This window comes from Nocardioides sp. LHG3406-4 (assembly GCF_049897745.1).
Lineage (GTDB): Bacteria > Actinomycetota > Actinomycetes > Propionibacteriales > Nocardioidaceae > Nocardioides.
Genome location: NZ_JAFCWV010000004.1, coordinates 348,258 through 371,378 on the forward strand (window position 1 = coordinate 348,258; position 23,121 = coordinate 371,378).

Annotated in this window: 24 protein-coding genes; 15 read left to right on the forward strand and 9 right to left on the reverse strand. The window is 72.1% G+C overall.

Annotated elements, in window-relative coordinates:
• The first annotated feature begins 40 nt into the window (after positions 1 to 40).
• The 6 genes from ACP7BP_RS15900 to ACP7BP_RS15925 all read left to right on the forward strand — a co-directional run bounded on the left by ACP7BP_RS15900 (position 41) and on the right by ACP7BP_RS15925 (position 3,115).
• Positions 41 to 454, forward strand: coding sequence for a helix-turn-helix domain-containing protein (locus tag ACP7BP_RS15900; RefSeq protein ID WP_426245955.1), 414 nt, complete (start codon positions 41 to 43; stop codon positions 452 to 454).
• 10 nt (positions 455 to 464) lie between these two features.
• Positions 465 to 1,100: a hypothetical protein gene (locus ACP7BP_RS15905; RefSeq protein WP_426245957.1), complete on the forward strand. Its 636-nt coding sequence runs from the start codon at positions 465 to 467 to the stop codon at positions 1,098 to 1,100.
• A 148-nt stretch (positions 1,101 to 1,248) separates the two neighbouring features.
• On the forward strand, positions 1,249 to 1,440 hold the full coding sequence (locus ACP7BP_RS15910) for a hypothetical protein (protein ID WP_426245958.1): 192 nt from the start codon (positions 1,249 to 1,251) through the stop codon (positions 1,438 to 1,440).
• A 16-nt stretch (positions 1,441 to 1,456) separates the two neighbouring features.
• Complete coding sequence (locus ACP7BP_RS15915) at positions 1,457 to 2,356, forward strand: hypothetical protein (protein ID WP_426245960.1); 900 nt, start codon at positions 1,457 to 1,459, stop codon at positions 2,354 to 2,356.
• 38 nt (positions 2,357 to 2,394) lie between these two features.
• Positions 2,395 to 2,685, forward strand: coding sequence for a DUF2516 family protein (locus ACP7BP_RS15920; protein ID WP_426245961.1), 291 nt, complete (start codon positions 2,395 to 2,397; stop codon positions 2,683 to 2,685).
• A gap of 55 nt (positions 2,686 to 2,740) precedes the next feature.
• On the forward strand, positions 2,741 to 3,115 hold the full coding sequence (locus ACP7BP_RS15925; protein ID WP_426245963.1) for a phosphomannose isomerase type II C-terminal cupin domain: 375 nt from the start codon (positions 2,741 to 2,743) through the stop codon (positions 3,113 to 3,115).
• Here ACP7BP_RS15925 and ACP7BP_RS15930 read toward each other — a convergent pair.
• Genes ACP7BP_RS15930 through ACP7BP_RS15940 form a run of 3 tightly spaced genes read right to left on the reverse strand, consistent with a single transcriptional unit; the run spans position 3,073 to position 7,380 of the window.
• Complete coding sequence (locus ACP7BP_RS15930; RefSeq protein WP_426245964.1) at positions 3,073 to 4,488, reverse strand: sugar nucleotide-binding protein; 1,416 nt, start codon at positions 4,486 to 4,488, stop codon at positions 3,073 to 3,075. The two genes, ACP7BP_RS15925 and ACP7BP_RS15930, sit on opposite strands and share 43 nt — an antisense overlap.
• Before the next feature lie 2 nt (positions 4,489 to 4,490).
• On the reverse strand, positions 4,491 to 5,489 hold the full coding sequence (gene rfbB / locus ACP7BP_RS15935) for a dTDP-glucose 4,6-dehydratase (RefSeq protein ID WP_426245966.1): 999 nt from the start codon (positions 5,487 to 5,489) through the stop codon (positions 4,491 to 4,493).
• A gap of 10 nt (positions 5,490 to 5,499) precedes the next feature.
• Positions 5,500 to 7,380, reverse strand: coding sequence for a DUF4012 domain-containing protein (locus ACP7BP_RS15940; RefSeq protein ID WP_426245967.1), 1,881 nt, complete (start codon positions 7,378 to 7,380; stop codon positions 5,500 to 5,502).
• A 53-nt stretch (positions 7,381 to 7,433) separates the two neighbouring features.
• Between ACP7BP_RS15940 and rfbA the strand changes: the two genes are divergently transcribed.
• Complete coding sequence (gene rfbA / locus ACP7BP_RS15945; RefSeq protein ID WP_426245969.1) at positions 7,434 to 8,300, forward strand: glucose-1-phosphate thymidylyltransferase RfbA; 867 nt, start codon at positions 7,434 to 7,436, stop codon at positions 8,298 to 8,300.
• Here rfbA and ACP7BP_RS15950 read toward each other — a convergent pair whose 3' ends face one another.
• Genes ACP7BP_RS15950 through ACP7BP_RS15960 form a run of 3 tightly spaced genes read right to left on the reverse strand, consistent with a single transcriptional unit; the run spans position 8,301 to position 10,721 of the window.
• Positions 8,301 to 9,245 (reverse strand): GDP-mannose 4,6-dehydratase, encoded by a 945-nt coding sequence (locus tag ACP7BP_RS15950; RefSeq protein ID WP_426245971.1) that lies wholly within the window; start codon positions 9,243 to 9,245, stop codon positions 8,301 to 8,303.
• Positions 9,242 to 10,237, reverse strand: a complete 996-nt coding sequence (gmd, locus tag ACP7BP_RS15955; RefSeq protein ID WP_426245973.1) for a GDP-mannose 4,6-dehydratase — start codon at positions 10,235 to 10,237, stop codon at positions 9,242 to 9,244. The genes ACP7BP_RS15950 and gmd overlap by 4 nt, the downstream gene beginning before the upstream one ends.
• A gap of 13 nt (positions 10,238 to 10,250) precedes the next feature.
• Positions 10,251 to 10,721 (reverse strand): SRPBCC family protein, encoded by a 471-nt coding sequence (locus tag ACP7BP_RS15960; RefSeq protein WP_426245975.1) that lies wholly within the window; start codon positions 10,719 to 10,721, stop codon positions 10,251 to 10,253.
• Between the two features lie 76 nt (positions 10,722 to 10,797).
• Here ACP7BP_RS15960 and galE point away from each other — a divergent pair, with 76 nt between their 5' ends.
• The 7 genes from galE to ACP7BP_RS15995 all read left to right on the forward strand — a co-directional run bounded on the left by galE (position 10,798) and on the right by ACP7BP_RS15995 (position 19,482).
• Positions 10,798 to 11,802, forward strand: a complete 1,005-nt coding sequence (galE, locus tag ACP7BP_RS15965; protein WP_426245977.1) for a UDP-glucose 4-epimerase GalE — start codon at positions 10,798 to 10,800, stop codon at positions 11,800 to 11,802.
• Entirely contained in the window at positions 11,799 to 12,557 is a 759-nt protein-coding gene (locus ACP7BP_RS15970) for an N-acetylmuramoyl-L-alanine amidase (protein WP_426245978.1), read from the forward strand. The genes galE and ACP7BP_RS15970 overlap by 4 nt, the downstream gene beginning before the upstream one ends.
• A 168-nt stretch (positions 12,558 to 12,725) precedes the next feature.
• Entirely contained in the window at positions 12,726 to 16,499 is a 3,774-nt protein-coding gene (locus tag ACP7BP_RS15975; protein ID WP_426245980.1) for an ExeM/NucH family extracellular endonuclease, read from the forward strand.
• A gap of 28 nt (positions 16,500 to 16,527) precedes the next feature.
• Positions 16,528 to 17,424: a glucosyl-3-phosphoglycerate synthase gene (locus ACP7BP_RS15980; RefSeq protein WP_426245982.1), complete on the forward strand. Its 897-nt coding sequence runs from the start codon at positions 16,528 to 16,530 to the stop codon at positions 17,422 to 17,424.
• The gene (gene folP / locus ACP7BP_RS15985) at positions 17,421 to 18,284 is read left to right on the forward strand and encodes a dihydropteroate synthase (protein WP_426245983.1); all 864 of its coding nucleotides are present in this window, start codon (positions 17,421 to 17,423) and stop codon (positions 18,282 to 18,284) included. Before ACP7BP_RS15980 ends, folP begins: the two co-directional genes overlap by 4 nt.
• Positions 18,281 to 18,805, forward strand: coding sequence for a hypothetical protein (locus ACP7BP_RS15990; RefSeq protein ID WP_426245985.1), 525 nt, complete (start codon positions 18,281 to 18,283; stop codon positions 18,803 to 18,805). The genes folP and ACP7BP_RS15990 overlap by 4 nt, the downstream gene beginning before the upstream one ends.
• On the forward strand, positions 18,793 to 19,482 hold the full coding sequence (locus ACP7BP_RS15995) for a dihydrofolate reductase family protein (protein ID WP_426245987.1): 690 nt from the start codon (positions 18,793 to 18,795) through the stop codon (positions 19,480 to 19,482). The genes ACP7BP_RS15990 and ACP7BP_RS15995 overlap by 13 nt, the downstream gene beginning before the upstream one ends.
• Here the strand turns inward: ACP7BP_RS15995 and ACP7BP_RS16000 are convergent.
• Together ACP7BP_RS16000 and ACP7BP_RS16005 are read right to left on the reverse strand one after the other, a co-directional pair.
• Positions 19,472 to 19,999: a type 1 glutamine amidotransferase domain-containing protein gene (locus ACP7BP_RS16000; protein ID WP_426245988.1), complete on the reverse strand. Its 528-nt coding sequence runs from the start codon at positions 19,997 to 19,999 to the stop codon at positions 19,472 to 19,474. The genes ACP7BP_RS15995 and ACP7BP_RS16000 overlap by 11 nt on opposite strands.
• A 44-nt stretch (positions 20,000 to 20,043) precedes the next feature.
• Positions 20,044 to 21,219, reverse strand: coding sequence for an acyl-CoA dehydrogenase family protein (locus ACP7BP_RS16005; protein ID WP_426245989.1), 1,176 nt, complete (start codon positions 21,217 to 21,219; stop codon positions 20,044 to 20,046).
• Positions 21,220 to 21,370: 151 nt separating this feature from the next.
• On the opposite strand from ACP7BP_RS16005, the gene ACP7BP_RS16010 reads away from it, so the two are divergent.
• Positions 21,371 to 22,660, forward strand: coding sequence for an MFS transporter (locus tag ACP7BP_RS16010; RefSeq protein WP_426245991.1), 1,290 nt, complete (start codon positions 21,371 to 21,373; stop codon positions 22,658 to 22,660).
• Positions 22,661 to 22,676: 16 nt separating this feature from the next.
• On the opposite strand, the gene ACP7BP_RS16015 is transcribed toward ACP7BP_RS16010, so the two are convergent.
• Complete coding sequence (locus ACP7BP_RS16015; protein WP_426245992.1) at positions 22,677 to 23,120, reverse strand: DUF3817 domain-containing protein; 444 nt, start codon at positions 23,118 to 23,120, stop codon at positions 22,677 to 22,679.
• Between the last annotated feature and the right edge of the window lies 1 nt (position 23,121).

Here is a 23,121-nt window from a genome sequence, read left to right on the forward strand (position 1 = left end):
TTGTTTGCATTCTGCTAGCTGTAGCTAGCACGGTGGAGGCATGGCGAAGGGCAAGGTGAGCAAGTCGGTCGAGGGCCTCGGCGACTACCTCAAGGAGCAGCGCGTCAAGGCGCGGCTCTCCCTGCGGCAGCTGGCCGACCTTGCCGGGGTCTCCAACCCCTACCTGAGCCAGATCGAGCGCGGCCTGCGCAGGCCCTCCGCCGAGGTGCTCCAACAGATCGCCAAGGCGCTGCGCATCTCCGCCGAACAGCTCTACGTCCGGGCCGGCATCGTCAGCCCCGAGGAGGGCTCCCACCGGGTCGTCGCCGGATCGGTGGAGCTCGCGATCCTGGGCGACTCCGGCCTGACCGAGCGCCAGAAGCAGTCCCTGCTCGACGTCCACGCCTCGTTCCTCGCCCTCAACCGGGCGGCCGAGAACAGTGCGGCCGACGAGAGTCGACCAACCCAACCCTGAGGAGATTCCCATGGCCAAGGCCAAGTTCGACGTCAAGACCGAGGCAGCCCGCGCCTTCTACGCCGGTGTCGGGGTCAACGACCTCGCCGTCGGGGTGGTCCGCGACCTGGTCGGCACCACCCAGCGGACAGTCCACAGGACGGTCACCGAGATCGACCTCGACCCCAAGAGCCTCCGTGAGCACGCCGTCGCCGTCGTGAGCGCCCGCGTCGACGCCGTGGCCAAGGACGCCACGGCTCGCCGCAAGGCGGTGGAGGCCCGGGTCGCCGAGCTGCAGCACGACGCGAGGAAGGTCCCGGCGAAGGTCCAGGCGCGTGTCGACGAGATCGTCAAGGACAACACCGCGGCGTACGCCGAGCTCGTCACGCGTGGCGCGAGCCTGGTCGGCCGGATCCGCGGCCAGGAGTCGATGGTCCGTGCCACCAGCTCCGCGCGGACCACCGTCGCCAAGGCCCGGACCACGAAGACCCAGGGCGCCGCCGCCGCCTCCGCCCGCAAGGCGGCCGCGAAGCGCACCACGCCGGCCACGAGGAAGAAGGCCACCGCGACGAGGTCGTCTGCCAAGGCCACCGTGACTGCTGCGAAGAAGACCGCCGGCAGCGCGACCCAGGCCGTCACCGACGCCGCCCGGGAGGTCGGCGACTGACGCCTGCCCGCGGTGGGCAGGCCCGACCGGTCTGCTCGCCCGGCTCCAGCGAAGCGCCTCCGGCCCTGGCCGGGGGCGCTTCGTCGTGCTGGACAACCACAACTTCTGCGCACCTCGACTCGTCATAGTCGTGACGACAGGAGGTCCCATGTCCCGCGCCCTTCGCATGGTCGCTGCGCTGGCAGGCGTGCTCGTCCTGGTGTCCGGAGCCGTGCTGATGTCAGGGCTCGGTGGCGGACCACCACAGGAGCCTGGGCCGCTACGCACGTCCCCGCCCGTCGACGCCGAGCCGCAGCTCGACGACCTGCCCGCTGGTCCTCCGACCCCGGTCCCGTGGTGAGGACGGTGTCCTCCAGGTGGGGACGAGCACGATCGGGGCGCCCTCGAGTCAGCTGCGCTTCGCGGCCGGCACCACGGTGGTCGGCGACTCCCACCACCGCCGCGGCTCGTCGTGGTCGCTGGCCCGCGGATCGGTGCTGGTCCCGCTCGTCAGGTCGGCCGGGCTGGTCTCCCTCCGCGTCGCGGACGACGGCCGCACCGTCGTCTGGGCCGAGCGCGTGGCCGACGACCCGCGCAGGGTGACCGCGTACGACGTCGCCGCCGGGACCCCCTCGGGCTCGATCGACGTCCCGGTGGAGGTGTCGTGCTGCACCGGTGAGGGCGAGCTCACGCTGTACGGCGTCCTGCCGGCCCGCCGGGTCGTCTGGTCGGCGGGAGGCTCGACGGTCGCGTGGCGCCCCGGAGAGCCCGCCGCGGTGCCGGTGCGGCTGGCCGGCCGGCAGCTGTCGCTCGTGGGCTGGCCGGGCGGGGTGATGTGGCGGGGGCGGGGCGTCGGGACCAGGACGATGCCCGGGGCCTTCGCGACGGTGGCCGACGACGGCACCGTGACGCGTGCCGGGCAGGTTCCCACCGACCGGCTGGGCGCGTGGTCGCCGGACGGGGCGTCGTACGCCTATCCCGGACGTCGCGACGGCCGGGTGTCGGCGAAGGGGACCGGCGACGTCGTGTGGGTGCAGGACGCCCGGACCGGCAGGCGGCGTGCACTGGCGGTGCCCACGGACCGGAGGATGGAGCTGGTGGCGTGGGAGTCGGCCACCGAGCTGCTGCTGGCCGCCTGGGTGCCCTACTCCGTCGCCTTCCCGGACTCGACCGGGTTGCGGGCCCTGGTGCGCTGCCTCACGGACACCGGCGGCTGCGAGCGCGTGGCCGGGGCGCCGGTGGGGATGGTGACCCTTCCTGCGCCCGGCCCGTCGTGAACGGGCTCCAAGGCCCGACCGGCCCGTAGGCTGTGCCCGTGACCGTCTTTGCTCTCGAGGGGTGGGTGTCCCTCGTCGTCCTGCTGGCCATGCTGGGCGTGAAGGGATTCGCGCTGGTCTCGGCCCTCACCTTCAGCGGCCCGGCCTACGAGGCGGCGAGCAAGGGCAACAAGGTCGGCTGGTCGATCGGGCTCGGCGTCGGCTTCGTGGCCCAGCTGATCATGCTCAGCTGGTCGCCGATCAGCCTCATCTCGCTGGCCTTCATCATCGTGGCCTTCGTCTACCTCGCCGACGTGCGCCCGGCGCTGGCCGAGGTGACCCGGCGCTGAGCCGTCCGCCCGTGGGTGGATACGGTTCGACACCGTCGGTCCGGAAGGAGGAGTCATGAGCGGTCAGTCCGAAGAGCGCCCGTGGGGCTCGTGGCACGTCATCGACGAGGGCAACGGCTACAAGGTCAAGCGCATCCACGTCGAGCCCGGGCAGCGCCTCTCCTACCAGACCCACGAGCACCGCTCCGAGCACTGGGTCGTCATCTTCGGGATGGCCACCTGCGTGATCGACGGCGAGACCGTCGTGGCCGGGCCGGGTCACTCGGTCGACGTGGCCCAGGGCGCGGCGCACCGCATCACCAACCTGGGCGCCGAGGAGCTCGTCATCATCGAGGTCCAGCGCGGCGGCTACACCGGTGAGGACGACATCTGCCGCCTCGAGGACGACTACGGCCGCGAGGACGAGTCCGCCGAGGCGACCGCGCAGTAGCGCTCCAGCGCGACCAGCGCGTCCTCGGGCTCGAACCCGGTGGCCCGGATCTTGGCGAGATCCATCGTGCTCGTCAGCGGGCGCGGAGCGAGCGCCTTGCCGGCGGCGTACTCCTCCGACGTGATCGGCGTGACGTCGCTGCCGTCGCGCCCGGACAGCTCGAACACCCGGGTCGCGATGTCGGCCCACGACGTCGCGGGGCCGCCGTTGCTCACGTGATAGGTGCCGTACGCCGCGCGGGACTCGAGCAGGTGGCGCGTCGCGCGCGCCAGCTCGTCGGTGAACGTCAGCCGGCCGATCTGGTCGCTGACGACCGACGGAGACACGCCATCGGCGGCGAGGCGCTGCATCGTGCGCACGAAGTTGCCGCCGTCGCCGATGACCCACGAGGTCCGGACGACGTAGTGCCGTGGGGCTGCTGCGACGGCGAGCTCGCCGGCGGCCTTGCTCTGCGCGTAGACACCGAGGGGCGAGAGCGGCTCGTCCTCGGCGTGCCCCGGGTCGACCGGGGCGGTGCCGTCGAAGACGTACTCCGAGGAGTAGTGCACGAGCGTGAAGCCGTGCTCACGGGCCAGCGCCGCGAGGGTGGCCGGCGCGGTCGCGTTGGCCGCCCACGCGGCGACCCGTCCGTCGGGGGTCTCGGCGGCGTCGACGGCGGTGTAGGCGGCGGCGTTGAGCACGACGTCGTAGTCGTCCCAGGGCCAGGCGGCGACCGCGTCGGGGTCGGTCAGGTCGAGCCGGTCGCGGCCGACGCCCTCGGCGTCGGGGAACGCCTGCTGGAGCGCCTGGCCGAGCTGTCCGTTGCCGCCGACGACCAGCGTGCGCTGCCGGGCGATCGCGGTCGACGGGTCGAGCCGCGGGTTGTGGCGGTCCTTCTCGGAGATCTCGGCCTCGGCCAGCGGGATCGGCCACGGGATGGCCACGGTGGGGTCGTCGAGCGCCAGAGCGGGATAGGCGATGCCGGGCCGCCAGTGCTGGTTGACGAGGTAGGTGTAGGCGGTGGCGTCCTCGAGCGTCTGGTAGGAGTTGCCGACGCCGCGCGGCACGAACACCGCCACCGATGCGTCCATCTCCACGGTGAACGTGGCGCCGAACGTGTCGCCCTCGCGCATGTCGACCCAGGCGCCGAAGATCCGCCCGGTGGCGAGCGAGACGAACTTGTCCCACGGCTCCGTGTGGATGCCGCGCGTCACGCCGCGGTCGGCGTTGAAGGACACGTTGTTCTGCACTGGGCCGAAGTCGGGCAGCCCGATGGCCAGCATCTTCTGCCGCTGCCAGTTCTCCTTGAAGAAGCCGCGCGGGTCCTCGCGCAGGTCCAGGCGCACGACGACGAGCCCGGGGATCGGCGTCGTCTCCAGCGACGGAAGCGGCACCGTCACATCCCCTTCGCGGCGTACGACGCCTCGGTGGCTTCCTTGGCGGGGCGCCACCAGTCCTGGTGGTCGGTGTACCACGCGATGGTGTCGGCCAACCCGGACTCGAAGTTCTCGAAGCGCGGTCGCCAGCCGAGCTCGCTGCGCAGCTTCCCGGATTCGATGGCGTAGCGCATGTCGTGGCCCGCGCGGTCGTTGACGTGCTCGAAGTCGTCGGCCGGGCGCCCCATCAGGGTCAGGATCAGGCGCACCACCTCGAGGTTGTTCTTCTCGCCGTCGGCGCCGATGAGGTAGGTCTCGCCGATCCGGCCTTCGCGGAGGATGGTCCACACGGCACTGGAGTGGTCCTCGGCGTGGATCCAGTCGCGGACGTTCTCCCCGGTGCCGTAGAGCTTGGGCCGGCGGCCCTCGAGGACCTCGGTGATCTGGCGCGGGATGAACTTCTCGACGTGCTGCCAGGGACCGTAGTTGTTGGAGCAGTTGGACAGCGTCGCCTGCACGCCGAACGACCGCACCCAGGCCCGCACCAGGTGGTCGGACCCGGCCTTCGACGCGGAGTAGGGGCTGCTCGGGTTGTAGGGAGTGTCCTCGGTGAAGCGCTTCGGGTCGTCGAGCTCGAGGTCGCCGTAGACCTCGTCGGTGGAGATGTGGTGGAGGCGCACGCCGTGCTTGCGGACCGCCTCGAGGATCGTGAACGTGCCGATCAGGTTGGTGCGGATGAAGGGGCTGGGGTCGTCGAGGGAGTTGTCGTTGTGCGACTCGGCGGCGTAGTGCACCACCGCGTCGTGCCGGGCCACCAGCGGCTCGACCACGGTCTCGTCGGCCACGTCGCCGACGACGAGCTCGACCCGGTCGGCGGGCAGCCCCTTGAGGGCCTCCCGGTTGGCGGCGTAGGTCAGCTTGTCGAGCACCGTCACGCTGACGTCGGTCTCCCGCAGCAGGTAGTGCACGAAGTTGGAGCCGATGAAGCCGGCGCCGCCGGTCACGAGAAGTCGCTTCATGCCGCGGAGTCTATGGGCCGGCCGCCCGTGCGGTCAGCCGCCACCGCTGGCTCCCGTCGAGCGCGGGCACCGCGAAGCGCGAGGCGCCGCTGCCGGTGGAGACCCAGCCCTCAGGCAGCTCCGCGGCAGCGTAGCCCGCGGGCCAGTGCACGGTCACCGACAGCTCCTCCGGTCGCACGGTCGGGTGGTTGTCGACGTCGAGGCGGTAGACCAGCTCGCCGTCGCCGACCGTGGCGGCGGCCGGGACGTCGTACTCGAGGTGCAGGGTGAGTGACCGGCCGGGAGCTATCTGGCCGGGCAGGGAGAGGTAGGGCCGGCCGAAGTAGTCGCCCGGCCGCGGGGCGACGGCCTCGTCGCGCCACCGGAGCCGGCGTACCTCCGCGCCACGCGGCAGGAAGGCGCCGACGGCGAGGTCGAGGCTGCGCCGGGTGTAGTTGTCGATGTCGGACGCGTGCCCGGGCGGGGCCTCGTTGCGGATCTCCACGTCGAGCCTCACCCGGGCGCTGCCGTCGGTGGCGAGGCGTACGTCGGACGCGATGACCTTGCGCTGCCAGTAGTCCGACTTGGTGCCGCCGAGGTTCTGGGTGAAGAGCCCCAGGTAGTCGCCGTCGCTGCTCGAGAGGTCGCCGTCGGCGTGGAGGTCGGCCAGGGCGCGCTGCGCCGCCGGGTCCCGCAGGTAGACCGCGAGGTGCCGGGCGCGCGCCGAGTCGGCGAGCGCGCGGAACGTGCCGAGCGCGTCGACACCGCCGAAGAGCTTCTCGGCGAAGGCGGGAACCAGCCGTCGGTTGACGGCCTTGCGGCGCTCGGTCTCGCCGGCGCCGAACTTGTCGTAGCTGCCGACCGTCAGCTCGACCAGCCTGTCGGCGCCCACCTCGCCCGACCCGGGTACGACGAGCGGTCCCGTCACCTCGAGCAGGCGGGCGAGGGCGACCACGTCGACGGCGACGAGACCGTCGACGTCGTCGTGCTTCACGCGCGTCCACGCCCGGAGCAGCTCCTCCCCGCTCACCGGCCACGACGGCGCGAGGTTGGCGTTGGTGATCCGCTGCCGGTAGGGCCCGTGGAACGGGTTGCCGTCGACCGGCTTCCAGATGACCGGCCGGAACGCGCGGTTGTCGTTGGCGGTGTCGTTGGTCTCGCCGAGCACGAGCCGGCCCTCGTCGAGCGTCACGGTCGCGAAGGCCAGCGTCGCCCCGCCGGAGAAGCGCATCTCGGCCGGGTTGAGCATCGCCACGAGGTAGGTGTGCACGCCGTCGGCGCCGAGCATCGAGGGCAGCACGTCGAGCAGCGGCCGCAGCTCCTCCACCGCACCCTGGACCGGCCGGAGGGCCGTGAGCGCGCGGTCGCGGGCGTCTGCGGTCCTGCCTCCGACGACGGGAGCGTCGCCGTCGACGGAGTCCAGCGAGTCGCGGGCCACGCGCAGGTGGTCGTCCACGTCGTGCGCCGCGCCGGTGAGGCGGCCCAGCGCTGCGAGGTCGACGCCGCCGTCACGGAACAGCGTGGCTCCAGCCCCCGCCAGCTCGGGGTAGACGCGGGTCGCGACCTCCGCGGCGGCGGTGACCTCGTGCAGGGCCGTTCCGAGCCGGCGTACGTCGCGGATCCCCGGCCCGGCGACGGGGACGAGGCTCCAGACCCGGCCACCGATGCCCTCGGTCACGTCGCGCAGGTCGTCCACGGCCACTCGTGCCTGCGCGACGTGCGCGGTCGCCGCGTCGACGTCGCCGGCCTCCAGCGCCTGGCTGGCGAGGGTGAGTTCCGACTCGGCGGCGTCAGCGTCGGCCGGCAGCCCGCGGAAGGGAAGGGCGAGCAGGCCCAGCGCGACCAGCGCGAGGAAGACGACGACCGCCGCGATGGCGATGCCCCGACGGAGTGGGAACGCGGCCGCGGGCATGCCACATGGTCTCAGAACGCGTGGCCGAGCGGCTCGACCCATAGGCTGCTGCCATGCGCGGCATCATTCTCGCCGGTGGCACCGGCTCTCGTCTGCACCCCATCACCCAGGGCATCAGCAAGCAGCTCGTGCCGGTCTACGACAAGCCGATGATCTACTACCCGCTCTCGACGCTGATGCTGGCCGGCATCCGCGAGGTGCTGATCATCACCACACCGCACGAGGCCGAGGCCTTCCGCCGCTTGCTGGGCGACGGGTCGCAGTTCGGCATCGACCTCACCTTCGCCGTGCAGCCGAGTCCCGACGGGCTCGCGCAGGCCTTCCTCATCGGGGCCGACCACATCGGCGGCGAGAAGGCCGGCCTGGTGCTGGGCGACAACATCTTCTACGGCACCGGCCTCGGCACCCAGCTGCGCAGCTTCGCCGACATCGACGGGGCGGCCGTCTTCGGCTACCACGTGTCGGACCCCACGGCGTACGGCGTGGTGGAGTTCGACGGCGAGGGTCGCGCCATCTCGCTGGAGGAGAAGCCGGAGAAGCCGAAGAGCCAGTACGCCGTGCCGGGCCTCTACTTCTACGACAACGACGTCGTCGGCTTCGCCCAGGAGCTCACGCCGTCGCCGCGGGGGGAGCTCGAGATCACCGACCTCAACCGCCGCTACCTCGAGGCGGGGCGCCTCCAGGTCGAGGTGCTGCCGCGAGGCACGGCGTGGCTCGACACCGGCACCTTCGACTCGCTCAACGACGCCTCCAACTTCGTGCGCACCATCGAGGGCCGGCAGGGCACCAAGATCGGCGCGCCCGAGGAGGTCGCCTGGCGGATGGGGTTCCTGTCGGACGCCGAGCTCGGCGAGCGGGCGGAGCCGCTGCGCAAGAGCGGGTACGGCGAGTACCTGCTGAGCCTGCTCGACGACCGCTGATCAGCGGGCCAGGTCGGCGTCGACCATCGCGGCGACGACCTCGGTGAACGACCGCGTGGGCTGCCAGCCCAGGTCCCGCCGGGCGCGCGTGCTGTCGCCGCACAGCTCGGCCGCGTCGCTGGGCCGGACGAGCGCCTCGTCGGTGCGCAGGTGCCGCTCCCAGTCGTCGATGCCGGCGTGCGCGAGGGCGGCGACCGCGAAGTCGCGCACCGAGTGGGTCTCGCCGGTGGCGACGACGTAGTCCTGGGCGACCGGGTGCCGCGCGGCGCGCACCAGGGCGTCGACGTGGTCGGGAGCCCAGCCCCAGTCGCGGCGGGCATCCAGGTTGCCGAGCACGAGGGTGTCGGCTCGGCCGTGCGCGATCTCGGCTACCCCACGCGTGATCCGGCGGGTCACGAAGCGCTCGGGCCGGCGCGGCGACTCGTGGTTGTAGAGGATCGCGCTGACGGCGGGCAGCCCGCGTGCTCGCCACGTGCCGACGGCCCGGTGCGCGACGGCCTTCGACTCGCCGTACGGGTTGGTGGGCGCGAGCGGGGTCGCCTCGTCCTGCGGGGTCGCGGCCGGCTGACCGAAGATCTCCGCCGACGACGCCTGCACGAAGCGCACCGGGCGACCCTGGGCCAGCATCACGGCGTACGACGACGCCATCAGCTCGACGGCGGCGTCGCCGTTGACCCGGCGTACTGCATCGGGGTGCTGCCAGCTCTGCGCCACCGAGCTGATCGCGGCCAGGTTGTAGACCTCGTCGGGGGCCAGGTCGAGCAGCAGGCCGCGCACAGCGTCGGCGTCGGTGAGGTCGCCGGCGTGCAGCGTGACGTCCGGATGGACGAAGGCAGGCCCGGCGCCGCGCACCAGCCCGTGCACCTCGACCCCGCGAGCGAGCAGCGCGTCGGCGAGGTAGCCGCCGTCCTGGCCGCCGATGCCGGTGACGAAGGCGACCGTCACCAGCCGGCCCGCAGCGCGGCGATGTCGGCGTCGACCATCATGGCGACGAGCTCCTCGAAGCCGACCGCCGGCTTCCAGCCGAGCACCTCGCGGGCCTTGCTCGCGTCACCCACGAGGCGGTCGACCTCGGCGGGCCGTCGGAAGCGGTCGTCCTGGCGGACGTAGCCGCTCCAGTCGGCGATGCCGACGTGGCGGAAGGCGACGGTGACCAGGTCGCGGATGGAGTGGGTGACGCCGGTGGCGATGACGTAGTCGTCGGGCCGCTCCTGCTGGAGCATCAGCCACATCGCCTCGACGTAGTCGCCGGCGAAGCCCCAGTCGCGCTGGGCGTCGAGGTTGCCGAGCACCAGCTCGTCGGCCAGGCCGAGGCTGATCGCCGCCACCGCCTTGCTGACCTTGCGGGTCACGAACTCCTCACCGCGACGCGGCGACTCGTGGTTGAAGAGGATCCCCGACGAGGCGTGCATGCCGTAGGACTCGCGGTAGTTGATCGTCATGTAGTGGCCGAAGACCTTGCTCACGCCGTACGGCGAGCGCGGCCAGAGCAGGGTGCGCTCGTGCTGCGGCCACTCCGGCACCGAGCCGAACATCTCCGAGCTCGACGCCTGGTAGAACCGGACCGCTGACGGGTCGTCCTCGCAGTGCAGCCGCACGGCCTCCAGCATGGTGAGCACGCCCTTGGCCGTGACGTCGGCCGTGAGCGCGGCGTTCTCCCACGAGTAGGCCACGAAGGAGATCGCGCCGAGGTTGTAGACCTCGTCGGGCTGCGCCGCGCTCAGCGCGCGCAGCAGGCTCGACATGTCGGTGAGGTCGCCGTTGTGCAGGTGCACGTCGGGCACCAGCCGCTCGACCAGCTCGCGGCGCGGGTTGTTCTGGCCGCGGATCACGCCGTGGACGTCGTACCCCTTGGAGAGCAGCAGCTCGGCGAGGTAGAGCCCGTCCTGTCCGGTGATCCCGGTGATGAGCGCGCTGGGGGGACGACCGTCGGGCATGGGCGCGATTGTGTCAGGTGGTCAGCATCGCCTCGACGCGCTTCAGCGCCAGGTCGGCGTAGCCCTGCCACAGGCGGCCGATCACGGTCATCGTCAGCCGGGCCGGTGGCGCGGCGGGATGCATGGTCCAGGCCCAGCTGATGCGGGAGCCGCCATCCTCCTGGGCGACCGACCAGACCCCGTCGATGCTGGTCACGAACGGCCGCAGCCTGCCGTGGATGTCGTCGAGGACGTAGCCGAAGCTGTGCGGCCGGTCTACAGAGGTCAGCGTCTCCTGCACCGAGCCCCCGTCCCCGAGTAGGAGGGTGCGTGACTGGCCGACGGTGTCCCAGTCGCCCTGCTGGTCGCGCACGTCGTCGACCGGCGGGAAGGCCGCGAAGCCGCGCGCGAAGATCGACTGCCGAGGCGTCGCGAGGAGCGCGTCGAAGGCCCGGGCGGCATCGACCGCCACCACTCGTGAAGCCTCGACGCGATGGCTGCTCACCCGGGCAGGCTAGCCGAGTGGGAGGGCGATCATGCCGTACGCCGTGACGCGACGTCGGTTGGCTAGGCTGCCAAGCATGAAGGTTCTGGTCACCGGCGGCGCCGGCTACATCGGCTCGATCACGGCGAAGGCACTCGAGGAGGCCGGTCACACGCCGGTCATCTTGGACTCGCTGCTCGTCGGGCCGCTGGCCTTCGTGAAGGACCGGATCTTCTACCAGGGCGACATCGCCGACCGCGAGCTGCTGCGGCGCGTGGTCGCCGAGCACCCCGACATCGACGCCACGATCCACATGGCCGCGCGGATCGTCGTGCCCGAGTCGGTGGAGCTGCCCTACGAGTACTACCGCGACAACGTCGCCAAGTCGCTCGAGCTGTTCGACGAGCTGATCGCCCTGGGCAAGCCGCGCGTGCTCTTCTCCAGTTCGGGCTCGCTCTACGCCATGCGCGACGACTTCGAGGTCCGCGAGTCCGACCCCCTCGACCCGACGTCGCCGTACGCGCGCACCAAGCTCGTCATGGAGATGGCCCTGCAGGACATCGCCGCCGCGACCGGCCTGCGCGCCATCATCCTGCGCTACTTCAACCCCATCGGGTCCGACCCCGACCTCGAGTCCGGCATCTACGCCAAGGAGCCGTCGCACGTCATCGGCCAGCTCGTGATGGCGGCCCGCGGCATCAAGGACGCCTTCACGATCACCGGCACCGAGCACCCGACCCGCGACGGCACCGGGCTGCGCGACTACATCCACGTCTGGGACCTCGCCCGCGCGCACGTGCGGGCGATCGAGCGCTTCGACGAGGTGCTCGCCGCCGTCGACGCGCCCTCGACGATCATCAACGTCGGGCGCGGTGACGGGGTGACGGTGCGCGAGCTGATCGCGTCGTTCGAGCGCGTCTCCGGCCAGACCGTGCCGCTGCGGGAGGCGCCACCGCGTCCCGGTGACGCCGTGGGCGCCTTCGCCAACGTCGACCGGTCGGCCGAGCTGCTCCAGTGGCGGACCGAGCTGAGCCTCGACGACGCCATCGCCTCCGCGCTGGCCTGGGGCGAGAAGCGCCAGGAGATCCTGGGCTACGAATGATCGCGGCCCTGGCGCTCCTCCTCTCCCTCCTGGCCGGTCCGGCAGGCGCCACGGCGGTCGCCACCGGCGCCGAGCCGGCCGACCCGCCTCCGATGGCCGGCCGGGTCGTCGTACTCGATGCCGGACACCAGCTGGGCAACCACAACTTCCCGGCGCAGATCAACGCGCCCGTGCCGGCGGGCGGGTTCACCAAGCCGTGCAACACCACGGGTACGGCGACCGACGGCGGCTACCCCGAGGCGACCTTCACCTGGCAGGTCACCCGGCAGGTGCGCGCGCGGCTCCGAGACCTCGGCGCGCGCGTCGTGATGGTGCGCACCAGCAACAGGCAGGACCGTTGGGGTCCGTGCGTCGACGAGCGCGGTCGCGCGGGCAACGACATCGACGCCGACCTGAAGCTCAGCATCCACGCCGACGGGTCGTACGCCCCGGGCGCGCGCGGCTTCCACGTCATCGCGCCCACCGCCCGCCCGGGCTGGACCGCCGACATCGCGGGCGAGTCGGCCTCGCTGGCTCGCGACGTACGGCGCGGCCTGGTGCGGGTCGGGCTGCCGGTGGCCGACTACATCGCCGGGGGTGACGGTCTCGACGTGCGCGGCGACCTCGGGACGCTCAACCTCTCGGACGTACCGGTCGTGATGGTCGAGCTCGGCAACATGCGCGACCCGGGCGAGGCCCGCCGGATGACCAGCGCGCGCGGCCGCGCGACGTACGCGCGGGGGCTCGTGGCCGGGGTGCGCTCCTACCTGTGGTAGTCGCACGAATCTCGCACCGGAGAATTGGCAACTCGCGACCATAGGAATTCGGGTACCGGTCACCGAGACTTTGCCGAGCCCTCGCCCACTGTCCCCGCCCGGGGTTAGCGTGACGGTCGTCGGTCATCTCCACCTCCGCGTGTGTCTCGTGTGTTCGAAAGGCCCCTCGTGTCTCCCTCCTTCTCGGTTCGTCGCCCCTCGCTCGTCCGCCGCGGTGGCATCGGCGCCGCACTCCTCGGTCTCGTCGCGGCACCCCTCGCGCTCGGCCTCGCCGGGCCGGCCCAGGCGGCCCCGAGCGCGGGCCTGGTGATCTCCGAGGTCTTCGGCGCCAACAGCCCGACGAACCTCTACAACCAGGACTTCGTGGAGATCCACAACGTGTCCGGACAGTCCATCGACCTGACCGGCACGTCGGTCCAGTACCGCTCGGCCACCGGCACGGCGAACCCGTCGTCGGTCGTCCCGCTCAGCGGGAAGGTGCCGGCCGGCGGCTACTACCTCGTCGGTGGGGCCAGCAGCAGTGGGGGCACCTCCATCCCGGCTCCCGACGTCACCGCAGGCGGGATGAACCTAAGCGGCACCACCGGCACCATCTTCCTGGCCGACCAGGCGACCGTGCTGACGAACCCCGCTCCGGCCACGGGCAGCGTGACTGCCGACGAGCGCATCATCGACCTGGTCGGCTACGGCGCCTCCAACACCTTCGAGACCGCCGTCCGCAGCGGCGCGCCGACCACGACGACCACCGCCACTCGCACGGGAGCCGACACCGACGACAACTCCAAGGACTTCGCCGGCACCGCCACGGGCACGCCCACCAACTGCGACTGCGTGGCCCCGCGGCTCAAGATCGCCGAGGTCTACACCGACGGCGGCGCCTCCGGCGCGACCTACGACCACGACTTCGTGGAGCTCCTCAACACCTCCGGTGGCTCCGTCGACCTGGCCGGCCTCACCCTGCAGTATCGCGCCCCCGCCGCGACCGGCACGGCGCAGGTCGCGGTCCCGCTGACCGGCACCGTCGCCAACAACGGACGGGTGATCGTGCAGCTCGGCGCCGGCGGTCCCGGCGGCGTGCCCGTCCCGGGCGTCGACGCCACCGGTGACACCGAGCTGTCCGCCGCGGGCGGGACCCTGCTCCTCGCCAAGGACCCGGCGGGGATCGACCCGGGCACCGGCGACGTCGCCCCCGACCAGTACGTCGCCGACCTGGTCGGGTGGGGCACGAGCAACGTCTTCGAGGGCGCACCCGCCGACACCACCGCCCTGGGCGCCACCACGTCCCTGCAGCGAGCCTCGGGCGGGGTGGACACCGACGACAACTCCGCCGACTTCACGCTCGAGACGCCCACGGCGGACGCCGGCACCGTCGTCCCGACCCGGACCATCCCCGAGATCCAGGGCACCGGCGCGACGACCCCCCTGCCCAACGCCAACGTGACGACGACCGGCGTGGTCACGGCGTCGTACCCCAACGCGGACGGCGGGTTCTTCCGCGGGTTCTACATGCAGACCCCGGGCTACGACCCCTCGAGCGATGCGACTCCCGACGCCTCCGACGGCATCTTCGTCTTCACGGGCAGCTCGGCGATCAGCGCCACGGTCGGCAGCAAGGTCACCGTGATGGGCAAGGTCACCGAGTTCGGCGGCATGACCGAGCTGACGGTGACCGATCCCGCCAACTTCACCCAGGTCGCCGCCACGCCTGCCGAGGCCGTCACGCCCGGCACGGTGCTGCCCGGCACGGAGTGCGAGCTTCCCGGCGCCGGCTGCCTCAGTGGCGACGCCCTCGCCGCCGCGCGGGAGAAGCACGAGGGCGAGCTGTTCCAGCCCACCGACCCCTACACCGTGACCGACTCCTACGACGGCAGTCCCTTCACCCAGGCCAGCCCCAACGGCTTCGCCATGGCCGGGGAGATCGGCCTGGCCGCCAACTCCACGCTGCCGCTGATCGCGCCGACCCAGGTGGCCAACCCGACCGCCGACCCGGTGGGCCTGGCGAACCGCAACCGGTTCAACGAGGCCCACATGGTCACCCTCGACGACGGCGCCGACCTCGACTACGTCAGCTCGAGCGTCGAGGACGTGCAGGCGTTCCCGTGGCTCACGCCCACCCACACGGTGCGCATGGGTGCCGCGGTGACCTTCAACGAGCCGGTGGTCTTCGACTTCCGCGACGCGATGTGGCGGCTGCAGCCGCAGGCCCGCATCCCGGCCGGCGACGACGGCGAGTCCCAGGTCAGCATCGAGCAGGACCGTCCCACGACCCCCGAGGACGTCGGCGGCGACGTCAAGATCGCGACGTTCAACGTCCTCAACTACTTCAACACCACGGGCGAGGCCTACGTCGCCGCCGGCGAGGGCCGCCGGTGCTCCTACTACACCGACCGGGTGGGCAACCGGATCTCCAACGACACCTGTGAGCAGCCCGACCCCGCCGACCCCGGCGGCGCACCGCTGCCAGGCCCCCGAGGCGCGGCCGACGACGTGAACCTGCAGCGTCAGCAGGCCAAGATCGTGCGTGCCATCAACACGATGGACGCCGACATCATGGGCCTGGAGGAGATCGAGAACTCCACCAAGCTCGGTGAGGCCGACCGCGACGACGCGCTCGGGGCGCTGGTCGTGGCGCTCAACGCCGACTGGGCCGCGGTCCACCCGGGCGACCCCGCCCGATGGGCGTTCGTGCCCTCACCCCCGGCGAGCGAGCAGCCCACGCTCGCCGAGCAGGACGCCATCCGGGCCGCGTTCATCTACAACCCGACCGTCGTCGAGCCCGAGGGTGCCTCGCGCATCCTGGTGGGCTCGCCGGCCTTCGCCAACGCCCGCGAGCCGCTGGCCCAGGCGTTCAAGGCGGTCGGCGCGCCCGCCGACCTCGCGTTCGGCGTGACCGTCAACCACTTCAAGTCCAAGGGCGGCTCCGGCACCGGCGACAACGCCGACACCGGTGACGGAGCCGGGGGCTTCAACGGCGACCGCACCCGTCAGGCCGCGGCCCTGCTCGCCTTCACCGACGAGTTCCTCGCCGACCGCGGGATCGACGCGATGTTCCTGGCCGGCGACTTCAACGCCTACAGCCAGGAGGACCCGGTCCACGTGATCGAGGACGGCGGCTACCAGGAGATCACCTCCGACTTCGCGACCGCCACCGACGACGAGCTGACCTACGCCTTCGGCGGCTTCGCCGGGTCGCTCGACCACGTGTTCGCCAACGAGGCGGCCGCGGATCTCGTCACCGGCGCAGACGTCTACCAGATCAACGCCAACGAGCCGGTCTACTACGAGTACAGCCGCTACAACGCGAACCTGGCCGACCTGTACTCGCCCAACCAGTACCGCGCGTCCGACCACAACCCCGAGATCATCGGGCTCCGGTTCCCGGCGGCGCCCACGGCGACGCAGGTCACCGGCACCGCCTCGCCGTTCGAGTTCGGTCGCGCCGGCTCGGTGCACGTCACGGTCGCCCCGGCATCGGCCACCGGCGACGTGGAGGTCAGGGACGGCGACACCGTGCTCGGCACCGGCACCCTCTCCGGAGGGCAGACGACCGTTCAGCTTCCTGCCGGATCCCTGCCGGTCGGTGCGCACGAGCTGACCCTGGTCTACTCCGGCGACAGCACCCACGCGGCCGCAACCGGCTCCGTGACGGTCACGGTCGTCAAGCAGCGGCCGACGATCTCGGCCGAGCTCGACGCGGCGGCCCAGGCGGGCAAGAAGGGCGGGCACCTCGTCGTCACGGTCGACGCCGAGGGGTTCACCCCCACCGGCACGGTCGTGGTCGTGGGGGAGGACACCTTCGGGGTGGCCAGCCTGCGTGACGGCGTGGCGCGGGTCGCGCTGCCCAAGCTGAAGAAGGGCGACCATTACTTCGCGGTGGGCTACCTCGGCGACGGCCGGACACGCGAGGCGGCCACGGTGGTGCGGGTGCGCGTGCGGGGCTGAATGCCACGTCCCGGCTAGGGTCGGCGCGATGATCGCGACCTACCACTGGGACGACTGGGCGCTGGCCGACCTCGTCGCGACCAAGGGACCGACGAGGGTGAGCCTCGTCGTACCCGCCCGCAACGAGGCGGCCACGGTCGGCGACGTCGTCACGCGCGTGCGAGACGCGCTGATGGACACCGTGTCGCTCCTCGACGAGATCGTGGTGATCGACTCCGACTCCACGGACCGGACCTACGCCGTCGCCGAGGACGCCGGGGCGGTGGCGCACCGCTCGGCGGACATCCGTCCCGAGCTGGGCTCACACCCCGGCAAGGGCGAGGCGATGTGGAAGTCGCAGTTCGTCACCACCGGCGACGTCGTCGTCTTCATGGACGCCGACCTGCTCGACTGGGACACCCACTTCGTGCCCGGCCTGCTGGGTCCGCTGCTCACCGACCCCGGGGTGCAGCTGGTCAAGGGGTTCTACGAGCGCCCCTTCGGCGACGACCCGGCTGCGGCGTTCGAGGGCGGCCGGGTCACCGAGCTCGTCGCGCGGCCGCTGGTAGCGGTGCTCTTCCCCCAGCTGGCCGGGCTCATCCAGCCGCTGGCCGGGGAGTGGGCGATCCGGCGCGAGCTCTTCGGGTCGCTCACGGTCCCGACCGGGTACGCCGTCGAGCTCGCTGCGCTGGTCGACACCGTGCGCGGCCACGGCGAGCGGTCGCTGGCCCAGGTCGACCTCGGCCGGCGGGCCCACCGGCACCAGGCGCTGCGCGACCTGGGCGCGATGTCGACCCAGATCCTGGCGGCTGCCCTCGCGCGGTCGGGCAGGGAGCAGGACGACCTGGTGATGCTGCGCCAGTTCCACCCCGACGGTGCCCGCGTCGAGGCGGTCGAGATGATGGTGTCCACGCTCGAACGACCACCCGCGGAGGAGCTCAGGTGACACTCGTGCTGGGTCGGCACACGTTCCCCGACGAGGCCAGGCTGATGATGGCGATCGTCAACCGCACCCCGGACTCCTTCTACGACAAGGGTGCGACCTGGGCCGAGGACAAGGCCCTCGACCGGGTCGCGCAGGTCGTCGCCGAGGGCGCGGAGATCGTCGACATCGGGGGCATCAAGGCCGCCCCCGGCGCCGAGATCGACGCCCGCGAGGAGATCCGCCGGGTCGCCTCCTTCGTCGGCCGGGTCCGGTCGGCCTACCCCGACCTGGTCATCTCCGTCGACACCTGGCGGGCCGAGGTGGGCCGGGTGGTGTGCGCTGAGGGCGCTGACGTGCTCAACGACGCGTGGGGCGGCGCCGACCCCGGTCTGGTCGACGCGGCGGCGGAGCACGGCGCGGCGATCATCTGCACGCACACCGGTGGTGCGACGCCGCGGACGCGGCCCTACCGCGTGGAGTACGACGACGTGATGGTCTCCGCGATCAACGACACGGTCGGCTATGCGGAGCGGGCGATGGCCGCGGGGGTCCGGCGTGAGTCGATCGTGATCGACCCGGCCCACGACTTCGGCAAGAACACCTTCCACTCCCTCGAGATCACCCGGCGGCTGGACGAGATGGTCGCCACCGGCTGGCCGGTGCTGGTGTCCCTGTCCAACAAGGACTTCGTCGGCGAGAGCCTCGACGTGCCGGTGGGCGAGCGTCTCATCGGCACGCTGGCCGCGACCGCGGTGTGCGCCCTCGCCGGCGCCCGCATCTACCGCGTGCACGAGGTCACCGAGACGCGCCAGGTCGTCGACATGGTCGACACCATCGCCGGCCGGCGGCTGCCGCAGCGAGCCATCCGGGGCCTGCAGTGAGGGTCGCGATCGTGCCGCCGGTGCTGGCGTTGCTGCCCGAGTACGCCGGGCGCGAGGACCCCGTCGCCGACCTGCGTGCCGCGGCCCAGGCGGCGGTGGCGTGGCTGCTGGACGACCCGGCCGGCGGCCCGGTGCGGGTGCTGGCCGCCGATGCCCAGGCCGAGCGCATCGGCGCCCACCTCCTCGGAGCGTCCGCGCCCGACCCGGCGAGGGGCGGCCCCCGGGCCGGCGACCCGGCGCTGGTGCTGGTCAACGGGTCGTCGAAGCGCAGCGAGAGGGCCCCGGGGCACCTCGACGAGCGTGCCCACGCCTTCGACGAGGTCCTGGGTGCGGCCCTGGCCGCCGGGGACACCGCGGCGCTGGCCGGACTCGACCGGGCACTGGCCACGCAGCTCGGGACCAGCGGCCTCGACGTGCTGGCGTCGTTGCGCGAGCTGAGCGTCGACGAGGTCGTGGTGGACTATGCAGACGACCCGTACGGGGTCTCCTACTGGGTGGTGAGGTGGACATGCGCGTCTTGATCGGTGGCGAGCCCGGAGCCGTGGTCACGGAGGACGACTTCGAGGCGCTCTACGCACGTCCTGCCCATCACGTGGGTCCGTGGCTGCGCGTCAACATGGTGAGCACCCTCGACGGCGCAGCGCAGGGTGACGACGGCAAGAGCGGCGGGATCAACAACGCCGTCGACAAGAGCGTCTTCCATGCGCTGAGGCGGCTGGCCGACTGCCTGGTCGTGGGTGCCGGGACCGTGCGCATCGAGGGCTACCGACCTCCTGACCTGCCGCTGGTCGTCGTGAGCAGGTCGGGCCAGGTGCCGCCGACGGTGTGCGGGGCCGAGCCCGGACGCGTGCTGATGGCCACCACGGAGCACGCGCCCGCACTCGCGGAGGCGCGGGCCCTGCTGGGCGACGAGAACGTCCTGGTCCTGGGGTCCTACTCGGTCGACCTGGTCACCCTCAAGGCCGCCCTGGGCGATCGCGGACACACCGAGCTGCTGTCGGAGGGCGGACCCCACCTCCTGCACCAGCTCCTCGCCGAGGGCGTCGCCGACGAGCTGTGCGTCACCGTGGTGCCGCGCGCGATCGGCGGCACCCGGCTGCGGATCGTCGCGGGCTCCGAGATCGACGTACCCCTCACGCCGACGCTACTGCTCGAGGAGGGCGGGACTCTGCTCGGGCGGTGGCACGTCAGTCGCTGAGGGCGTCGAGCAGGGCCTTGTTGAACGCCGGGAGGTCGTCGGGCTTGCGACTGGTGATGAGGTTGCCGTCGGTCACGAGCTCGTCGTCGACCCACGTGCCACCGGCGTTGCGGATGTCGGTCTGCAGGCTCGGCCACGAGGTCAGCCGCCTGCCGTCGACGACGCCGGCCTCGACCAGGGTCCACGGGGCGTGGCAGATGGCCGCGACCGGCTTGCCGGAGGCCACGAAATCCTTGACGAAGGCCACGGCGTCGGCGTCGGTGCGCAGCGCGTCGGGGTTGGCGACCCCGCCGGGCAGCACCAGCGCGTCGTAGTCGTCGACCGAGGCGTCGGACACCTTCTGATCCACCGTCCGGGTCTCGGCCCGGTCGAGGTGGTCGAAGAGCTGCACCTGGCCCGACTCGGGCGAGATGAGCACGGCGGTGTGACCCGCCTCCGTGAGGGCTTCCCAGGGCTCCGTGAGCTCGACGCTCTCGATGCCTTCGGACGCGGTCAGGAACGCGATCTTCTTGGTCATGCCCTCCACCGTGGCACGCCGGTCGTGAACGGACAACCGCGTGGTCAGCCCTGCAGGATGCCGCCGGCGCTGTCCTTGTCGAGGGAGCGGCCGATGACCATCCGCTGGATCTGGTTGGTGCCCTCGAAGATCTGCATGACCTTGGCCTCGCGCATGTAGCGCTCCACCGGGAAGTCCTTGGTGTAGCCGTAGCCGCCGAGCACCTGCACGGCGTCGGTGGTGACCTTCATGGCGTTGTCCGTCGCGACCAGCTTGGCGATGCTGGCCTCGCGGGAGAACGGCAGGCCGCGGTCCTTGAGGCGCGCCGCGTGCAGCGTGACGGCCCGCGCGGTCTGGACGGCGGCCTCCATGTCGGCGAGCACGAAGGCAAGCCCCTGGTGGTCGATGATGCGCTGGCCGAAGGTCTTGCGCTCCCGCGCGTACTCGACGGCCTTGTCCAGCGCGCCCTGCGCGAGACCGGTCGCGACGGCGGCGATGCCGAGGCGACCGGAGTCGAGTCCGGCGAGCGCGATCCGGAGGCCGTCGCCCTCGGCGCCGAGGCGCCGCTCGACCGGGACCCGTACGTCGTCGAAGAGCATCGTGGCCGTCGTCGAGCCGGTGAGCCCCATCTTCCTCTCGGCGTTGTCGGCGCTGAGGCCCTCGGTGCCTGCCGGGACCAGGAAGCAGGAGATGCCGTTGCGGTCGCCGGGATCCCCTGCGGTGCGCGCCATCACCTTGTAGAAGTCGGCCTCGCCGCCGTGGGTGGTCCAGGCCTTGGCGCCGTTGAGGACGTAGTGATCGCCGTCGAGCCGGGCACTCGTGCGCATCGCCGCGGGGTCGGAGCCTGCCTGCGGCTCCGAGAGGCAGTAGGCGCCCAGCAGCTGCCCGCCCAGCATGTCCGGCAGCCACTGCTTCCTCTGCTCGTCGGTGCCGAAGTTGACCAGGCCGAAGCAGGACAGCGCGTGCACGCTCACCCCCACGCCGATGCTGGACCACACCGAGCCGAGCTCCTCGAGGACCTGCAGGTAGACCTCGTAGGGCTGCCCGCCGCCGCCGTACTCCTCGTCGTACGGCAGACCGAGCAGGCCCACCTCGCCGAGCATCCGGAACAGCTCGCGCGGGAAGGTCTCGGTCGCCTCGGCCTCCGCGGAGCGCGGCGCGAGCTCGTTGGTGGCGAGCTCGCGCACGAGCTTGAGCAGCTCGGTGGCTTCGTCGGTGGGCAGGACGCGGCGTGCGCTCATGGTGCTCCTCGCGGCTGTGACAGTCGACTCCACCCTAGGACGCGGAGTCGTCATACCGAACTCCGCGGCCCTCCCCGGCTCGTACCCGCGGAATGCCCCGGGCGCGCTCCGGGTTGTGAGAGGAATGCTCGCCGAATCCCGCCGTCTCTCCGTGCTGCTCGGACTCCTGTTCGGGCTGGCCGGCATGGGCTCGTCGTCCGCGGCGATCGCACTGCCCCTCATTGGCGACGAGTTCGGCATCGGCGTCGGGGGAGCGACCTGGACGATCAGCCTCTACACGCTGATGCTCGCGGTGACGACGGCCGTCTACGGACGCGTCTCCGACCTGGTGGGCGTGCGCATCCCGCTGCTCGTCGGCATCGGCCTGATGACCGGTGGCGCCTTGGTCGCTGCCCTGGCGCCGACGTACTCCGTGCTGCTGGTCGCCAGGCTGCTGCAGGGCGCCGGCGCGGCTGCGGTCCCGACCCTCGGGGTGGCTGTGCTGAGCGCGAGGTACGCCGGGCCGATGCGCGGCCTGGCGCTGGGCAGGCTCGCCGCCACCGCTGCGGCCATCAGCTGCCTGGGCCCCCTCGTGGGCGGTGTCGTCGAGCACGCCTTCGGCTGGCGCGCGGTGATGGCCCTGCCGATCCTGGGTGCCCTGGTGCTGCCGCTGATCTGGCGAGCCCTCACCGGCGAGGGCACCGGCGCGAGCCTCGACGTCATCGGCGCCGTGATGGTGGCCGCCACCGCTGCCGGGCTGGTGCTGCTGGTGCAGTCACCTTCGACCGGGGGTCTGGTGGCGCTCCTCGGCACGCTCCTGATCGTCTTCGGTGCGCCGGCGGTCGTCTGGTGGGTACGCCGCCGACCCCATGGGTTCCTGCCCATGAGCGTGGTGCGCAACCCGGTGGTGGTGAGCAGCGCCGTGGCGGCGTCGGCCATCCCGGCGGCGTGGTTCGCGCTGCTCATCGGCGTGCCCGCGGTGCTGGTCGCCGAGGGCTGGGAGACCTGGCAGGTCGGCCTCCTGCTCGTCCCGAGCGCCGTGGTCGCCCTCTTCGTGCCGCGCTTCGCCGGGCCGCTGATCGACCGGGTGGGTCCCGCTGCCTCGATCGCGGCCGCCGCCGTGGGCGCCAGCCTCGCGCTCCTGCTGGCTGCTCTGGGCACCCGGCTCGTGTCCCCGCCGCTGCTCGGTCTCGTGGTCGTGGTGGTGACCGTGATCTTCGGCATGGCCCAGCCGGCACTCAGCGTCGCGGTCGGAGACGCTGTCCGCGGCGAGGAGCGGGGCGTGGCCCTCGGGGTGGCCACGCTGTTCTTCATGGTCGGCGGGAGCGTGGGCTCGGCCTTCGTGGGAGGCCTCGGCGACGTGGTGGGCATCCCGCTCAGCCTGGTGGCGCTGGCGGTGCTTCCGCTCCTCGGCGCGGGCGTGATGGTGCCGCAGGTGCGCCGGTCCCGCGTGCTCGCCTGAGGGCGAGGGCCCAGGGTCAGCCGGGCGGGCCGACGAGCAGGGCTGCCCCGGTGAGTACGACGACCGCGACCAGGCCGGCGATGGCCCCCCGCGCGGGGTTGCGGAGCAGCCAGGACGCTGCACGCTCGCCGAGGGAGGCGGGCTCGTGCGAGCGGAGCCGCCAGGTCGGGGACAGCAGGCCGCGCCTCTCGGCGTACACGTCGAAGGCGATGGTGGCGAAGGGCGGCACCGCCGCCACGAGACCGAGCAGGCCGCGCCCGAGCGACCAGCGCTGGTCGACCCACACCAGGACCGTGACCAGGCAGTAGGCGACGAACACGACCCCGTGCACCATGCCGAAGACCCGGACGCCGAGCTCGGTCGTCTCGGTGACGTACTTGAGGAACATGCCGAACAGCAGCAGCGCCCAGGTGACTGCCTCGGCGATCGCGACCCGGCGGAACAGCGCCTGTGGGGTCACG

Bases quoted from the DNA above. Each gene is read 5' to 3' on its own strand.
- ACP7BP_RS15900 (WP_426245955.1), top strand. From the start codon at position 41: ATGGCGAAGGGCAAGGTGAGCAAGTCGGTCGAGGGCCTCGGCGACTAC.
- ACP7BP_RS15905 (WP_426245957.1), top strand. From the start codon at position 465: ATGGCCAAGGCCAAGTTCGACGTCAAGACCGAGGCAGCCCGCGCCTTC.
- ACP7BP_RS15910 (WP_426245958.1), top strand. From the start codon at position 1,249: ATGTCCCGCGCCCTTCGCATGGTCGCTGCGCTGGCAGGCGTGCTCGTC.
- ACP7BP_RS15925 (WP_426245963.1), top strand. From the start codon at position 2,741: ATGAGCGGTCAGTCCGAAGAGCGCCCGTGGGGCTCGTGGCACGTCATC.
- rfbB (WP_426245966.1), bottom strand. From the start codon at position 5,489: ATGAAGCGACTTCTCGTGACCGGCGGCGCCGGCTTCATCGGCTCCAAC.
- ACP7BP_RS15940 (WP_426245967.1), bottom strand. From the start codon at position 7,380: ATGCCCGCGGCCGCGTTCCCACTCCGTCGGGGCATCGCCATCGCGGCG.
- rfbA (WP_426245969.1), top strand. From the start codon at position 7,434: ATGCGCGGCATCATTCTCGCCGGTGGCACCGGCTCTCGTCTGCACCCC.
- gmd (WP_426245973.1), bottom strand. From the start codon at position 10,237: ATGCCCGACGGTCGTCCCCCCAGCGCGCTCATCACCGGGATCACCGGA.
- galE (WP_426245977.1), top strand. From the start codon at position 10,798: ATGAAGGTTCTGGTCACCGGCGGCGCCGGCTACATCGGCTCGATCACG.
- ACP7BP_RS15970 (WP_426245978.1), top strand. From the start codon at position 11,799: ATGATCGCGGCCCTGGCGCTCCTCCTCTCCCTCCTGGCCGGTCCGGCA.
- ACP7BP_RS15980 (WP_426245982.1), top strand. From the start codon at position 16,528: ATGATCGCGACCTACCACTGGGACGACTGGGCGCTGGCCGACCTCGTC.
- ACP7BP_RS15995 (WP_426245987.1), top strand. From the start codon at position 18,793: ATGCGCGTCTTGATCGGTGGCGAGCCCGGAGCCGTGGTCACGGAGGAC.
- ACP7BP_RS16000 (WP_426245988.1), bottom strand. From the start codon at position 19,999: ATGACCAAGAAGATCGCGTTCCTGACCGCGTCCGAAGGCATCGAGAGC.
- ACP7BP_RS16005 (WP_426245989.1), bottom strand. From the start codon at position 21,219: ATGAGCGCACGCCGCGTCCTGCCCACCGACGAAGCCACCGAGCTGCTC.